General features: G+C 74.0%; 16 protein-coding genes. 2 read left to right on the plus strand and 14 right to left on the minus strand.

The window, feature by feature from the left end; translation table 11 throughout:
- Window positions 1-3: 3 nt before the first annotated feature.
- The gene (locus tag RGQ06_RS18940) at window positions 4-1,191 is read right to left on the minus strand and encodes an aminotransferase class I/II-fold pyridoxal phosphate-dependent enzyme (protein ID WP_432427942.1); all 1,188 of its coding nucleotides are present in this window, start codon (window positions 1,189-1,191) and stop codon (window positions 4-6) included.
- Between the two features lie 32 nt (window positions 1,192-1,223).
- Between RGQ06_RS18940 and RGQ06_RS18945 the strand changes: the two genes are divergently transcribed.
- Entirely contained in the window at window positions 1,224-1,706 is a 483-nt protein-coding gene (locus RGQ06_RS18945) for an inorganic diphosphatase (protein ID WP_432427943.1), read from the plus strand.
- On the opposite strand, the gene RGQ06_RS18950 is transcribed toward RGQ06_RS18945, so the two are convergent.
- From RGQ06_RS18950 to RGQ06_RS19010, 13 genes are all read right to left on the minus strand, one after another.
- Window positions 1,694-2,677: an ROK family protein gene (locus tag RGQ06_RS18950; RefSeq protein ID WP_432427944.1), complete on the minus strand. Its 984-nt coding sequence runs from the start codon at window positions 2,675-2,677 to the stop codon at window positions 1,694-1,696. The two genes, RGQ06_RS18945 and RGQ06_RS18950, sit on opposite strands and share 13 nt — an antisense overlap.
- A 5-nt stretch (window positions 2,678-2,682) precedes the next feature.
- Window positions 2,683-3,831: a hypothetical protein gene (locus RGQ06_RS18955; RefSeq protein ID WP_432427945.1), complete on the minus strand. Its 1,149-nt coding sequence runs from the start codon at window positions 3,829-3,831 to the stop codon at window positions 2,683-2,685.
- Window positions 3,832-3,871: 40 nt separating this feature from the next.
- The gene (locus RGQ06_RS18960; protein ID WP_432430687.1) at window positions 3,872-4,990 is read right to left on the minus strand and encodes a hypothetical protein; all 1,119 of its coding nucleotides are present in this window, start codon (window positions 4,988-4,990) and stop codon (window positions 3,872-3,874) included.
- Window positions 4,991-4,995: 5 nt separating this feature from the next.
- A complete protein-coding gene (locus RGQ06_RS18965) occupies window positions 4,996-5,331 on the minus strand; it encodes a hypothetical protein (protein WP_432427947.1) in 336 nt (111 codons plus the stop codon).
- 29 nt (window positions 5,332-5,360) lie between these two features.
- The gene (locus tag RGQ06_RS18970; RefSeq protein WP_432427948.1) at window positions 5,361-6,530 is read right to left on the minus strand and encodes an ArsA family ATPase; all 1,170 of its coding nucleotides are present in this window, start codon (window positions 6,528-6,530) and stop codon (window positions 5,361-5,363) included.
- A 10-nt stretch (window positions 6,531-6,540) separates the two neighbouring features.
- Window positions 6,541-6,981, minus strand: a complete 441-nt coding sequence (locus RGQ06_RS18975) for an SRPBCC family protein (RefSeq protein ID WP_432427949.1) — start codon at window positions 6,979-6,981, stop codon at window positions 6,541-6,543.
- 47 nt (window positions 6,982-7,028) lie between these two features.
- Window positions 7,029-7,265: a hypothetical protein gene (locus tag RGQ06_RS18980; RefSeq protein WP_432427950.1), complete on the minus strand. Its 237-nt coding sequence runs from the start codon at window positions 7,263-7,265 to the stop codon at window positions 7,029-7,031.
- Window positions 7,262-7,750: a hypothetical protein gene (locus RGQ06_RS18985; RefSeq protein ID WP_432427951.1), complete on the minus strand. Its 489-nt coding sequence runs from the start codon at window positions 7,748-7,750 to the stop codon at window positions 7,262-7,264. The genes RGQ06_RS18980 and RGQ06_RS18985 overlap by 4 nt, the downstream gene beginning before the upstream one ends.
- Entirely contained in the window at window positions 7,747-8,859 is a 1,113-nt protein-coding gene (locus RGQ06_RS18990; RefSeq protein WP_432427952.1) for a glycosyltransferase family 4 protein, read from the minus strand. The genes RGQ06_RS18985 and RGQ06_RS18990 overlap by 4 nt, the downstream gene beginning before the upstream one ends.
- Window positions 8,856-10,025 (minus strand): tRNA epoxyqueuosine(34) reductase QueG, encoded by a 1,170-nt coding sequence (gene queG, locus RGQ06_RS18995; protein WP_432427953.1) that lies wholly within the window; start codon window positions 10,023-10,025, stop codon window positions 8,856-8,858. Before queG ends, RGQ06_RS18990 begins: the two co-directional genes overlap by 4 nt.
- Complete coding sequence (gene sepH, locus RGQ06_RS19000) at window positions 10,022-11,524, minus strand: septation protein SepH (protein WP_432427954.1); 1,503 nt, start codon at window positions 11,522-11,524, stop codon at window positions 10,022-10,024. The genes queG and sepH overlap by 4 nt, the downstream gene beginning before the upstream one ends.
- A gap of 77 nt (window positions 11,525-11,601) precedes the next feature.
- Window positions 11,602-11,826, minus strand: a complete 225-nt coding sequence (locus RGQ06_RS19005; protein ID WP_432427955.1) for a hypothetical protein — start codon at window positions 11,824-11,826, stop codon at window positions 11,602-11,604.
- Between the two features lie 89 nt (window positions 11,827-11,915).
- A complete protein-coding gene (locus tag RGQ06_RS19010) occupies window positions 11,916-12,146 on the minus strand; it encodes a hypothetical protein (RefSeq protein WP_432427956.1) in 231 nt (76 codons plus the stop codon).
- A gap of 111 nt (window positions 12,147-12,257) precedes the next feature.
- Here RGQ06_RS19010 and RGQ06_RS19015 point away from each other — a divergent pair, with 111 nt between their 5' ends.
- A complete protein-coding gene (locus RGQ06_RS19015; RefSeq protein WP_432427957.1) occupies window positions 12,258-13,940 on the plus strand; it encodes a DEDD exonuclease domain-containing protein in 1,683 nt (560 codons plus the stop codon).
- The last annotated feature ends 11 nt before the right edge of the window (window positions 13,941-13,951 follow it).

Here is a 13,951-nt window from a genome sequence, read left to right on the forward strand (position 1 = left end):
CCGCTACCCGAGCTCGGGCAGGGCCTTCTTCATCCCGCGGATCGCCTGCTGGATGCGCTGGTCGTTCTCGATGAGGGCGAAGCGGATGTTGCCCTCCCCGCCGGGACCGAACCCGACGCCCGGCGAGGTGGCCACGTTGGCCTCGGTGACCAGCTTCTTGGCGAACTCCACCGAGCCCATGTGGCGGTAGGGCTCCGGGATCGGCGCCCACGCGAACATCGTCCCGCCGGGGCGGGGCATCTCCCAGCCGATGCGGTCGAGGCCGTCGCAGAGCGCATCGCGGCGGCTCTGGTAGACCGCGTTGATCTCCTTGGGGTACTCGGTGGCCTCGTTCAGGGTCACGGTCGCGGCGATCTGGATCGGCTGGAACGTGCCGTAGTCGAGGTAGCTCTTCAGCTTGGAGAGCGCGCCGACGACCTCGGGGTTGCCGGCCATGAACGCCACCCGCCAGCCGGCCATCGAGAAGGACTTCGTCATGGAGTACAGCTCGACCGCGCACTCCTTGGCCCCCTCGGCCTGCAGGATGGAGGGCGGCTGCCAGCCGTCGAAGCCGAGGTCCGCATAGGCGTTGTCGTGGACGACGATGACCTCCTGCTCCCGGGCGAAGTCGACGAGGCCCTGGAAGAACGGCAGGTCCACGCACTTGGTCGTGGGGTTGTGGGGGAACGACACGACGATGACGCGCGGGCGGGGCCACGAGTAGAGGAACTGGTGCCGGATGCGATCGAGCAGCTCCTCCCCGTGGTCGACGGCGCCGCCCATGGGGATCTCGCGGATGCTGGCACCGGCGAAGAGCGGGCCCCACAGGTGGATCGGGTAGCTGGGCGAGGGCACGAGCGCGGAGTCGCCGGGGCCGAGCAGCACCCAGCACAGGTGGGAGTAGCCCTCCTTGGCCCCGATGGTGGCCACGACCTCGGTCTCGGGATCCAGGGCCACGCCGAAGCGCCGCAGGTACAGGTCGGCGGCGGCCTGGCGCAGCTTGGGGATGCCCTTGGACTGGGAGTAGCGGTGGTTCCGCGGGTTCATCGCGGCCTCGGCCAGCTTCTCCACCGCGATCTGCGGGGACGGGAGGTCCGGGTTGCCGAAGCCCAGGTCGATGACGTCGTTGCCTGCCCGCCGTGCTTCCTGCTTCAGCCCGTCGATGATCGTGAAGACGTAGGGCGGCAGCCCGGTGATGCGGCGGAACTCCATGAGCCGAGGCTAGCCACGGCATGATGGCCACCATGCAGACGATCGACGTCGTGGTGGAGATCCCCCGGGGGAGCCGCAACAAGTACGAGTACGACCACGAGCGCCACGTGTTCCGACTCGACCGGCGGCTGTTCTCGGCCACGGTGTACCCGGCCGACTACGGGTTCATCCCCGACACCCTCGGCGAGGACGGCGACCCCCTCGACGCGCTGGTGATCATGGAGGAGCCGACCTTCCCCGGCTGCTGGATCCAGGCCCGCCCGGTCGGCGTCTTCTGGATGACCGACGACGCCGGCCCCGACGCCAAGATCGTCTGCGTCCCGGCCCACGACCCACGTTGGGAGCAGGTGCCCGAGATCGAGGACCTCCCCGACTACCTCCTCTCGGAGATCGAGCACTTCTTCACCGTCTACAAGGACCTCGAGCCCCACAAGTTCTCCTCGACCCGTGGCTACGAGGGATCCGAGGCGGCGTGGACCGAGATCCGCGCCGCCCACGAGCGCTACGTCCCCTGAGTCGGGGGGCGCCGGGCGGACTCCAGCGCGAGCACGGCGGCCCCGATGGCGCCGGCCCGCTCGCCGAAGTGCGCGGCGACGATGGGCACCACCGGCCGGTGGCCCCGCGCCAGCACCTGGTCGGGCACCGCACCCTCGATGCGGGGCAGCAGGACGTCCTCGGCCTCGATGACGCCACCGCCGAGCACCACCACGCCGGGGTCGAGCAGGTCGACCAGGTTGGCGATGCCGGCGGCCACCCACCACACGAACTCGTCCAGCACGAGGGAGGCATCGTGGTCACCGGCGCGCACGGCCGCGATCACGTGCTCGCCCCGGACGCCCTCGGGCTCCCCGCCGGCGAGATCGACCACTGCGTCGAGCCGACCGGCGAGGGCGGCGTCACGGCCCAGCCGGCCGAGGCCGGAGCCCGACGCGTAGCGCTCCCAGCAGCCCCGCCGGCCGCACGGGCACGGCGGCCCGCTCGGGTCGATCAGCATGTGGCCCGGCTCCCCGGCGAAGCCGTTGGCGCCGTGGCGCACGAGCCCACCCACGACGATGCCGCCGCCGATGCCGGTGCCGAGGGTGAGCAGGATGCCGTCGGACCACCCGGCGCCGGCGCCGCCCCGGAACTCGGCATAGGTCGCGCAGGTGGCGTCGTTGTCGGCGGCGACCGGGCGCCCGAGTCGGGTGCCCACGACCTCGCCCACGGCCAGGTCGATGACGCCGGGGAGGTTGGCCCCGAAGCGGAAGACGTCGCCGTCGTCGATGAGCCCCGGGATGCCGAGGCCGACCGGGCCGGAGCCGCCGGGGTCCAGAGCCTCCACGAGCTCGGCGATGCCGTCGACGAGGGCGGCGGCGCCGACCGGGGTCGCCAGGCGCGTCTCGGCGATCACCACGGTCGGGGACGTGGCGTCGACGACCACGCCGAGCATCTTGGTGCCGCCGATGTCGATGCCGACGGCTCGCTCCTGGTCCGCGGGGGCGGCCACGGGGTTCAGTAGCGGAGCAGGGCGCCGACGCGGCCGAGCACGTCGAGGTCGGCGTTGCCGTCGCACACCACCACGCGGCAGGACTGGCCGAGCGCGGCCTCGACCGCCTCCTCGACCAGGTCGGGGACCGCCACCATCTCCGCGCCGCACGTGCAGGTCCGGCCGACGGTGGCCAGCCGGTCGCAGGTGTCGCAGCGCCAGCCCTCGACCTCGTACCCGTCGGAGACGAGCAGCCGGTCGACCCGCCGCTCGGCGAGGGCGTCGACCACGGGCCCGATGCCGGCGACGCCACGCCCGTCGCCGTTCACCGCGGCGCGCAGCTCCTCCACCAGTGCCGCCTCTCGGGCGGCCTCGATGGCGCGCTCGGCCTCCAGCGCGGCGCGGCGCAGGTCGGCCTCGGGTGCGCTCGGTGCCACGTCGAGCCGGGCGCGGAGCCGCTCGCCGAGGTACGGGTGCAGGTCGGCCTCGAGCTCGGAGGCCACGCCCTCGGCGGCGGCGAGCACCAGGTGGTCGAAGCCGGTCGACTGGTAGACGGACCAGGCCAGCTCCGCGGCGTGGCGCAGGTGCTGGTGGGTCATCTCCTCGCGGTGCTGCTCCACGCCGCCCCGGTCGTGCTCGCCGACGGTGTCGTAGTCGCGCCCGATGTCGTCGGTGCGCTCGACCTTCTCGACCAGCTCGCCGAGGCGGTACACGAGCACGCGGGCGTGCTGCTTGTCGGCGGCGAGCACCGCGACCTTCTCGCTCTGCTGCAGGACGAGCTCGAGCTGGCCCACCGCCGGGGTCGGGTTCACCACCAGCTCGTTGCGGACCGGCACCGGGAGCTCGTGGACCACGAACAGGTCGTGGGCGTCGCAGGAGAAGAGCGCGACGCCGCGGGTCGAGGTCCGATCGAAGCCGGCACCGACGCGGTCCACGATCCGCGCGATGTCGGCGTCGACGGCCTCGTCGACCTCCGGGCGGCGACGCATCCGACGGACCATCTCGTCGAGGGCCCGCTCGTAGTCGGCAGGGCGCACGTAACGGCCGCCGTCGACGTCGAGGTAGCAGGACGTGACGAGCGCGCCGTTGCTGCGGATGGCGGCCAGGGCACGGATGTCGTCTTCGGTGATGACGGGCACGTGGTGTCCCTCCTGGGGGTCGTGGTTCGGGCGCATGGTAGGACCTCGCCCGGCAGCCCGGGCCGGGCGGGGGTGGTCATGTCGGGGCCGCCGCGGATCGCCGGGGCACCGGTTCGATGTGGGCAGCTCGACGGGGGCCGACGGACCGGGCCCAGGCCACGGCCGCGGGATGCTCGTCGACCACGACGACCTGCACGGCGCCGGCCGCGGCAGCGAGTCGGTCGAGCAGCGACGTCACGTCCGCGTCGTCGAGGTGGCCGAGGGCGCCGTCCAGCAGGAGCGGGACGGCACCAGCGAGCCGGGTCGGCCGGTGGTCAGCGAGCCGGGCGCTGAGGCGCGCGCCCAGATCCTGCACCGACGGGCGCTCGCCGCCCCGCGGCGTGAGCTCGGCGCGGACCGCATCGAGGCGCACGATGGCTTCGGCATGGGCGGCCGTGGCGCGCGACGCCCGGGCCCGCGGGGCATCGAGGTCGTGCTCGGCGCCGCCGGACGGCGGCTCGGGGAAGGCCAGGGCGGCTTCGATGGCCGCCAGCTCCACACCCGCTCCGACTGCCCAGCCGACGTCGATCCGCCGCTCCTCGAGCCAGTCCTCCGCGATGCGGACCAGCTCCCCCACGGGCAGGCCGAGGTCGTCCACGTCGATGCCGACGCCGGCCAGGGCCTCGACGAGGTCGCCCGCCCACGTCGGTGCGCCGGCGCGTCGCCGGTCTCGGACCTCGTCGAGGGCGGCCCGCACCGGCTCGGCGACGACCGCCTCGTGCCGGGCGATGCCGGCCCGGAGCGCGGCGGCGCGGGCGCGCAGCCCGCCGTGCGAGGGCCGCGCCGCCGCGATCTCGCTGCGGGCGAGCTCGTCGCAGGCCTCCCAGCGGTCCGACGACAGGAGCACCACGTCGCGCTCGGCCGTGCGCAACCGGGTCGCAGCGTCGCCGGGCAGGTCCCCGTCGACGTTGGCGCCGGTGACGACGGCCCCGACCGGGTTGCCCTGCACCTCGAGCAGGTCCAGATCCGCCTGGGTGGCGTCGAGCAGGAGCCCGTGGGCCTCGATCAGCGCGGGGAGCGCCGGTTCGAGGCCGGAGGCGATTGCGTCGAAGGCCTGGCGCAGCGTCGCGCGCTGCGGCTCCGACAGGCCCGACACGACGGACACGGCCGGGTGCAGGTCCACGAGGTGACCGTCGTCGAGCTGGACCCGCAGCACCCGCATCAGCTGACGGAGATCCGCTCGAACCCGTCGGGCGGGTCTTCGTCGGTGCCGTCGTCCGCCTCGGCGCCCTCATCGGCAGCGGGGACCGGCCACCGGCCGGAAGCGAAGCCGGCGACGGCCTCGGTGGCGTTGCGGGCGACGGCGCCGACCGTGCGGACGACGGTCTCGGCAGCGGCGGGATCCTGCAGGATCGACTCGGCGGCGTCGAGCATGGCCCGTCCGGCTCGGATCGCCTCGAGCGCAGCCCGCTGGAACTGGTCGATGCCGGTCTGCACCGGGTCGGCCGCGCCCTCGGGTCCCGGGGCGTCGGTGGGGTCGGCGGGGTCTTGATCCATGCTCGCCGCCATGTTGCCAGACGGCGTCGCTAGCGGGTCGGGGCGAAGGTGACGGCCAGCGCACCGTCCCGCAGGGCCGCGTCCACCACCTGGCGGCGCTTGAGCGAGTCGGGCAGCAGGATCGAGCGGCGGTACGGGCCGACCCGGACGAGCAGCTCGTCGTCGCGGCGACCGAGCACCAGCTCGTCACGGTCCGCGAACGGCAGGTCGACCGAGAGGACGTCCCCCGCATCGGTGCGCTCCAGGCGCATCGGCGCCACGTCGGCCCGGTGCCGGGCCGGGTCGTCGTCGCCGTACAGGGCCGTGCCGAACGCACGGAGGCGGTCGACCCCCACCAGCTCGTGGGGCGCCAGCTCCGCTCGCAGCACCGGCACGGGGGCGAAGCCCTCCTCGATGGTGGCCAGGTGGTCCAGGTCGCGCTGCTTCCAGTCCTCGAACCACGGATCCGACACCGCGTCGGGCAGCAGCCGGTTGGCGATGACCGCATCGACGCTGTAGCCGAACAGCGACAGGTAGGTGAAGGTCCGTCGGGCCTCGGCCACCACGATGCGCTCCGGGTTCACCACCAGGCGGGCGCTGGTGACCGACCGGTCGGTGAGCAGCTCCTTCACGCCGTCCAGCCGCTCGTAGAAGCGCTCCACCGCCCCGAAGACGTCGTCGCCGGGCACCGGCAGGTCGGTGACCGAGCCGAGCAGGGGGCTGACGACCTTGTTGACCCGACGTCCCATCGGGAACAGGCGCTCCATCCACCAGGCCAGGACCCCGGGCAGCGACAGGAGCCGGATCGTCTCCGCGGTGGGCGCGCAGTCGACCACGATCGTGTCCCACTCCCCGGACGCGGCGTAGCGCTTGATGTCGGTGAGGGCGAAGATCTCGTCGAGGCCGGGCACGACGGAGAGCTCCTCGGCCTCGATCTCGTCCACACCGCCCCACCGGAACACCGCCTGGAGGTAGGACTGGATGTCCTCCCAGGCGTCCTCCATGCGGTCCTGGGCGTCGAGCTGCTGACCCCAGAGCCCGTCAGTGATCTCCACGGTCAGGTCGCCCAGCTCGATGTCGAACGCGTCGCCGAGCGAGTGGGCCGGATCCGTGGACAGCACGATGGTGCGCTGGCCCGCATCGGCGCAGCGGACCGCGGTGGCGGCCGCCGTGGTGGTCTTGCCGACGCCGCCCTTGCCGGTGAACAGCAGGATCCTCACGACAGGCCGATCACACCGTCCCGGTCACGTGCTCGCGCAGCTCCCGCAGCGCGGTGGAGATGATCCGGGCCTCGGCGCGGCGCTTGACGAAGCCGGGCAGCGGGATCGCCAGGTCGACGCGCAGGTGGTAGGTGACGTCGGTGCCGCCATCGCGCTCGGCGAACTCGTAGGCCCCGTCGAGCACCTTCTGGATGTCGCCGTTGACCAGCTTCCAGGGCAGCCGGCGCGGTGCGTCGTCCCAGTCGTAGGCCAGGGTGTAGGTGGTGGAGCGACCCATGGCGGCGGCGCGGAACCGCACGAGCAGCGCCCGCCCCTGGTCGTCGTGCTGGACGACGGTGGCCTCCTTCAGGTCGCGGGCCCACGTCGGGTACGCCTCGAAGTCGGTGAGCACCGACCAGATCCGCTCGAGCGGCGCCTCGATGTGCATCTGCTGGGTGGCCTGATCGGGCATGTGGGCGATTCTGCCTCACGACCGGCGCCGGCACCCGGCTGGCCGGCTCAGCGCGGGCTGCCGGGCGCGTTCCGGCGGATCACCACGTAGTAGTAGCCGAGCAGGATGCCGTAGCCGATCAGCACGGGGACGAGCAGGATCGCCACGACCAGCCAGCGGATCCAGGCGGTTCGGTCCGCGGCGCCACCCTCGAAGTGGTCGGCCGGGCGCTGGAGGCAATCGAGCATGGCGATCATCGCCGGGAACTCGAGCCCGATGATCACGAGCCAGAGCGGCGGCGTCATCGACCGCGCCCGGCGTCGTCCTTCGGGTGGAAGGTGCCGTGCCGGGCGCCCCACATGGCCATGGCCCCCAGACCCAGCATCGGAGCCAGGACGGCGAAGGCGACCGCCGTGTACGGGCGCACGCTGGCGGCGACGACCGCAGCCACGACCTGGACAGCGAACGCGACCCGGAGGCGGAACCGGACCACCTTGGGCGCCGTGCCGCTGAGGAAGAAGAGCCCGCCGAGGGTGATCTGCTCCTCCCGCGAGCGCACCACGCCGACGGCGTAGCCCCACAGGAACAGCACCACGCCGATGGCGAACAGCACGCCCGAGACCCAGGCGGTGAGCACGCCGGCCCCGTCGGGACTGGCCACGCCCACCACCGCGGCGACGACCAGCGCGCCCGTGCCGACGAAGGAGAGCTGCACCAGGCCAGCACCCTCGTGGACGCCGTCGGGATCGGTGGCGTCGGCCGCCGGTGGGGATGGTGGGGAGTCGCTCACGTGTCCTCGATCGCTGCCGCCAGCTGCGGCGCGAGCCGGTCGTAGTCGAAGTGCTCGACGGCCCGGATCCGGGCTGCTTCCCCCATCCTCGCCCGCAGACCGGGGTCGGACAGCAACCGCTCGAGCGCCGTCGTGACCGCCTCCACGTCGTTCGGATCCACCACGAAGCCGGTCTCGCCGTCGACGACCGCCTCGGAGGCGCCGCCGCTGTCGCCGGCGACCTGGGGCACCCCGGCCGCAGCTGCCTCGAGGAACACGATGCCGAAGCCCTCCTGCTCGAGCCCGCCCCACCGGCTCCGGCACAGCATGGCGTAGACGTCGGCGGCGCCGTGGACGAGGGCGAGCTCCTCCTCCGGCACGCGGCCGAGGAACGTCACCGGCGCGCCCGTGACGTTCACCCGCTTCTCCAACCGCTCCCGGTCGCGACCGGATCCGGCGATGGCCACCTGCAGATCGGGGATGCGGGCCGCCAGGTGGGCCGAGGCGTCGATGAGCACGTCCATGCCCTTGCGGGGCACGAGCCGGCTGAGGCTGAGCACCAGCGGCCCGTCGTGGAGCCCGTGACGAGCGCGGACCTCGGTCTTCTCGGTCGCGCCGAGCGGTCGGAAGCGGCTGCTGTCGATGCCGCACGGCACCACCGTCAGCGGGAGCGGCCGCCCGGCGGCGTGCTCGGCCTCGGCGGCCGGGTACCCGCCGAAGGCCACGACCCGGCGGGCGCCGACCAGGACCCGGCGCAGGGCGAGCCGGCTGCCCGGGAGCCGGCCCGGCACCGTGACCTCGGCCCCGTGGAGCAGGACGTCGTAGGGCCGCTGCAGGTGCGGTCCGAGCAGCCCGAGGGGCAGCGCGGGATCGAGCACGACCGTGTCGGCGCCGATCTCCTCCGCGAGGGCGTCGATGCGCCGGACCAGGCCCGGGTGGGGCAGCAGCACCGGGTCGGTGGTCCGCTCGACCCGGAACTGCTGGGCGGCGTCCCACGCCTCGGCCTCTGGGTGCGGCGTGGTGAGCACGGCGAAGGAGTCGGGGTCGAGCCGACGCCAGAGCTCCCACAGGAGGGTCTGGATGCCGCCGATCTTGGGCGGGAAGTCGTTGGTGACGAGCAGGTGGGTCATGCCGCTCCGGGCGCACGGGGGACGGACGGGGCCATCGCGACCTCGGCCCGCACGAGCGGGCTCGGGTCATCGGCGCGCTCGTCGACGAGCGCGTCCAGGCCGAGGCGGGCCGCGGCCCAGACGGCGTGGGCCCGCAGGAGCTCGTCGCCGTCCCGGCACCAACGGGCCAGCGCCGCCCGCTGCGCCGGGTCGACGGCGTCGCCGACGTTGCCCAGGACCACGAGGGCGTTGCGGCGCAGGTGACGGGGATCCCGGCGGGGGATGTACCAACGACCGAACCGCTCGAGCAGCTCGTCGTCGCTGACGGCGGGGTCGAGCAGCTCGAGCACCGAGACCCACGCGTCGGGTGGCGTGGTCGGACCCACGTCGACCGGGGTCTGATCGGTGGCTGCGACGTCCCGACGCCCGGGCGGGCAGACCTCCTGGCAGTCGTCGCACCCGTAGATCCGGTCGCCGAGGGCGACGCGGTGCTCGCGCGGGAACACGCCGACGTCCTGCACGAGCCACGCCAGGCACCGGCGGGCGTCGATCACGCCGTCGGCGGTGATCGCTGCGGTGGGGCAGGCATCGACGCAGCGGGTGCAGGACCGGCACCCGTCCTCGACGGGCTCCGAGGCCACGGGCAGCGTCGCATCGGTGACGACGGAGCCGAGGACGAACCAGCTCCCGGCGCCGGGCACGAGCAGGTTGCTGTTGCGACCCCACCAGCCGATGCCCGCTCGGTGGGCGGCGGCGCGATCGACCAGCGCGTTGTCGTCGGCGAACACCGCGGCCCGGTGGCCGTGGTCGCGCAGCACCGCGGCCATGGCGTCGAGGCCGGCGCGCAGCTCGGCGTAGTGGTCGCGCCAGGCGTAGCGGGCGACGGACGCGACCGGGCCGACGGGGCGCTCCGGCCGGGCCTCGAGGTAGGACTTCGCCCCGACCACCAGCGTCCGGGCGTTGCGGAGCAGCCGCTCCGGCTCGGTGGAGCGCCGCGGGTTCCGGAACGTGAACGACATGCCGCCGTGCTGGCCAGCGGTCCTGCGCTGCTCCAGCGAGCGGCGGACCTCCGGGAAGGAGGCGACGTCGGTGCAGCCGACCTCGTCCAGGCCGTGCTCACGGCCGGCAGCGGCGACGCGGTCACGCAGCTCGGTGGCGCCGAGGGTGGGCGCTGCGGACCGGCTCACCGGGCGCGGAGCTGGCGTCGCCGACGCGTGGCGGGCCGGGCCGCGCCGTTGGGCTCGCCCTGCTCGGTCGCGTCGCGCCGCTCCGGTCGGGGCCGGTCGTCCCCTGCGGCGGGGCGGCCCTCGACGGGGCGGGGCGGTTCGGGATCGGCCGCCCGCCGGACCGGTGCCGCCGAGCCGCTGCGGAAGTGCACCGTCGGCGCGTTGCGCTGGGCGGCGCGGGCCCGACGAGCCGACGTCGGGTCCACCTCGTCCGGGCCGGGATCCGAGCCGCTGGGTTCGGCGGGTCGCGGGGCGTCCGGGCGGGGACGTCCGTTCGTGCCGGGGACGTGGGGGCGATCGGAGACCGGTGCCGTGCCGTTCGGGACCGGCGCGGGCCAGGGTGGCTCGACATGCGCGGCCTCGGCCGGCGGGGACGTCGGGGGCGCCGCCTCCGTGGGGGTGCGGCGCGTCGCGGCATCCGTCCTCTTCGCGGCGGACCGCTGCTCGCCCCCCGCCTTCGTGCTCCCGGGCTTCTCGGCAGACGTGCGCTTCGTGGTGGCGACCTTCTTCGTCGCCGCGTTCTTCTTCGCCACCTTCTCCTTCGTCGGCGGCTTCTTCTTCGTCCCCGCCTTCTTCGTCGGCGCCTTCTTCTTCGTCGCCGCCTTCTTCGTCGTCGCGGCCCTCTTGGTCGCGGTCCTCTTGGTCGCGGTCTGCTTGGCCGCGGTCTGCTTCGTCGTGGCCTTCTCGGCCGCGGCCGGCGCCTCCGGCGTCGTCGAGCGCGCCGCGGTGGCGGCCGGGTCGCCCACGATGCCCTCGACGACGTCCCCCTCGTCGTCCGCCGCGGCTCGCTCCGGCGCCACGTAGCCGAGCTGGGACGCCGCACGGTCGGTGGTGGTGAGGGCATCCTCGCTGGCGTCGTAGGCCCAGGTGGCGCGCCGCTCCCGGCCCCGGTGGTGGTACGTGAAGGTCACCGCCCAGCGGTCGTGGCCGAGCAGCCGCGCCGACCACCCCGCCTCGTAGGCGGCCACGGTGTAGGCGATGCCCTTGTCGGCCAGGGCCATGCCGACGGCCCGGCGCAGCGGCACCGCGGAGGGAGCGGAACGGGGGCGGCGCAGTCGGCAGTCGAGGGCACGCTCGACGATGCGCTGCTGCTCGGCTCGCACCGGTGGCGCGAACCGCTCGATCCAGTCCTCCTCGACGCCCGCCTCGGTGGCGATGCGCGAGACCGACTCACCAGCGCGGAGGCGGGCCTGGATGTCCCGCACGGACAGCTGGGATCGGGGTCGAGGCGAGGGCTCCTCGGACGGTCGAGCCATCGCCGGGGCGGCCGCATCCGACCCGTCGGTCACGTCGTCGGCGTCGCTGCTGGCGGCCTGCTCGCCCGCGAGCTGGGTGACGAGCTCGACGAGCTCGTCGGTGACCGGGACGACGAAGCTGGCCTCGGACCGCGCCCCCTCCCTCGTGCGGAAGATGAGGCCACGGCGATCCGTGGTGAAGCCGACGAGCTGGAGATCGTGCATCCGGAGGCGCGGCAATCGGACAAGTGCCGCGGTGGGGCACGGTACCACCGCATTCCGTACAGAACCCGACCCAACGGTCAGGCCCCACGCTCGATGGAGCGGTGCCGGAGACGGGGTGCGAGGTCGGCGTCGGCGAGCAGGCGCAGGGCGCGGGCCTCCCCCACGTCGATCACCACCGCATCGTCGGGATCGCGCTCGCACAGGAACGTGACGACGCAGTCGTCGCACGCGCCGATGGTCGGGCCGATGCAGTCGGCGCAGTCGATCACCAACGGCTCCGAGGGGGTCATCGGTGCAGGCATGGATCCTCCAGTGCGATCGCGTCCCCGGCCGATCCGGGGTTGCGTCGCACGGTACGGAGGGGGGTCTGACAGGAACCCTCGGCGGACCCTCAGCCGTCGGCCGGCAGCTCCTCGACGCCCTCGCCGTTGCCGCACCAGCGGCACTCCACCGACTCGATGACCTCGTCGAGCAGCTCGACGTCTTCGACCTCGAGCTCGCCGCCCACCGAGTAGTGGTGGAACGCGCGGGTGCGTCGGGTGCTGGTGACGTCGAAGCGGGTCAGGTTGCCGCACCGCGTGCAGCGGTAGCGGGGCGTGGGGGCATCGCCGGCGTCGGTCACGGGGCGAGCGTACCGATCGGCATCCACCGGACCGAGCCCGGCGCACGGCACGATCCCGGCGCCCGGATCGGCGCTTGACAGACGAACACACGTTCGGTTCACTCCGGACCCATGGTCGCCCCCACCACCCCGCAGGCCCGTCGAGCACGCCGCCGGGCGCCGGGGCAGGCCAGCTTCGACGACCTCGGCACCCCGCTCTTCGACGTCACCTTCTGCGTGCTCGACCTGGAGACCACCGGGGGCTCCCCCACCGACGACGCCATCTGCGAGATCGGCGCGATCAAGGTGCGCGGCGGCGAGTGCCTCGGCACGTTCCACACCTTCGTGGACCCCGGGCGCGACATCCCGGCCCAGATCACGGTGCTCACCGGCCTCACCTCGGCCATGGTGCGGCCGGCGCCCGCGATCGAGCACGTCCTGCCGAGCCTGCTCGAGTTCATCGGCGATGCTGCGTTCGTCGGCCACAACGTGCGCTTCGACAAGGGCTTCCTGGACGCTGCCCTGGTCCGCACCGACCGGCCCCGGCTCGCCAACCCGACCGTCGACACGTGCGCCCTCGCCCGCCGCCTCGTGCGCGACGAGGTGCCGAACTGCAAGCTCGGCACCCTGGCCGAGCGGCTCCGCCTCGACCACCGCCCCAACCACCGGGCACTCGACGACGCCCTGGCCACCGCCGACCTGCTCCACGTCCTGCTCGAACGGGCCGCCGGCTTCGGCGTGGCCACGCTCGACGACCTGCTCGAGCTGCCGAGCGCAGCCGCCCACCCCCAGGCCAGGAAGCTCGCGCTCACCGATCGGCTCCCCCGCTCGCCGGGGGTGTACCTGTTCAAGGACGCCACCGGCCGGGTGCTGTACGTGGGGAAGGCCTCGGACCTGCGGGCCAGGGTCCGCAGCTACTTCAGCTCCGACACCCGCCGCAAGGTCGGCGGCCTGCTGCGGGAGGCGGCCGCCATCGACCACATCGCGACGTCCTCCGCGCTCGAGGCCGCGGTCACCGAGATCCGGCTCATCCACGAGCTGCTCCCCCGCTACAACCGCCAGGGCACCACCTGGGCCAAGGCCGCCTACCTCAAGCTCACCGACGAGGCCTTCCCCCGCCTGTCCGTCGTGAAGCGGGTGCGCGCCGACGACGCCACCTACCTGGGTCCCCTGTCGTCGGCGCGCCTGGCCCGGCGGGTCGCGGACGCGGTCGAGACCGCCCTGCCGGTGCGGCGTTGCACGGCCGACCCCGCCCGCCAACCCCGGCAGGCGCCGTGCGCGCCGGCGCAGCTGGGCGTCAGCGCGTGCCCGTGCGCCGGCGACATCGACCAGGGCGGCTACGAGCCCATCGCCGCGTCGGTCCGGGCGGCGCTCACGACCAACCCGGAGCTGGTGCTGGACCGGCTGCTGGAGCGCATGGATGCGCTGGCGGGCGACGAGCGCTACGAGGAGGCCGCCGACATGCGCGATCGGGCCATCGCCTTCGCCGACGCGCACCGCCGGGTCCGCCGCCTGGACCTGGTCCACCGTGCCGGTCGCCTCGTCGTGCAGCTCGGCGACCAGCGCACCGTCATCGAGGACGGCCGCCTGCGCCACACCGAGCCGGCCGATGCGCCGTCGCTGCTGAGCTCGATCGACGGGGATCGCCCGCCGTCGGCGCGCACGCCCCGCCCGTGGGTGGAGCCCGCCGACGCGGACGAGCTCACGGTGCTGGCGACCTGGATCGACCGCAACGCCGAGCGCATCCGCATCGAGCACTGCGACGGCACGCTCTGCTCGCCCCTCCCCCGCCTGCCCGACCTCCCCGATCGGTGAGGGCTACTGGC

The sequence above is a fragment of the Salinilacustrithrix flava genome (assembly GCF_041228405.1).
GTDB lineage: Bacteria > Actinomycetota > Acidimicrobiia > Acidimicrobiales > Salinilacustritrichaceae > Salinilacustrithrix > Salinilacustrithrix flava.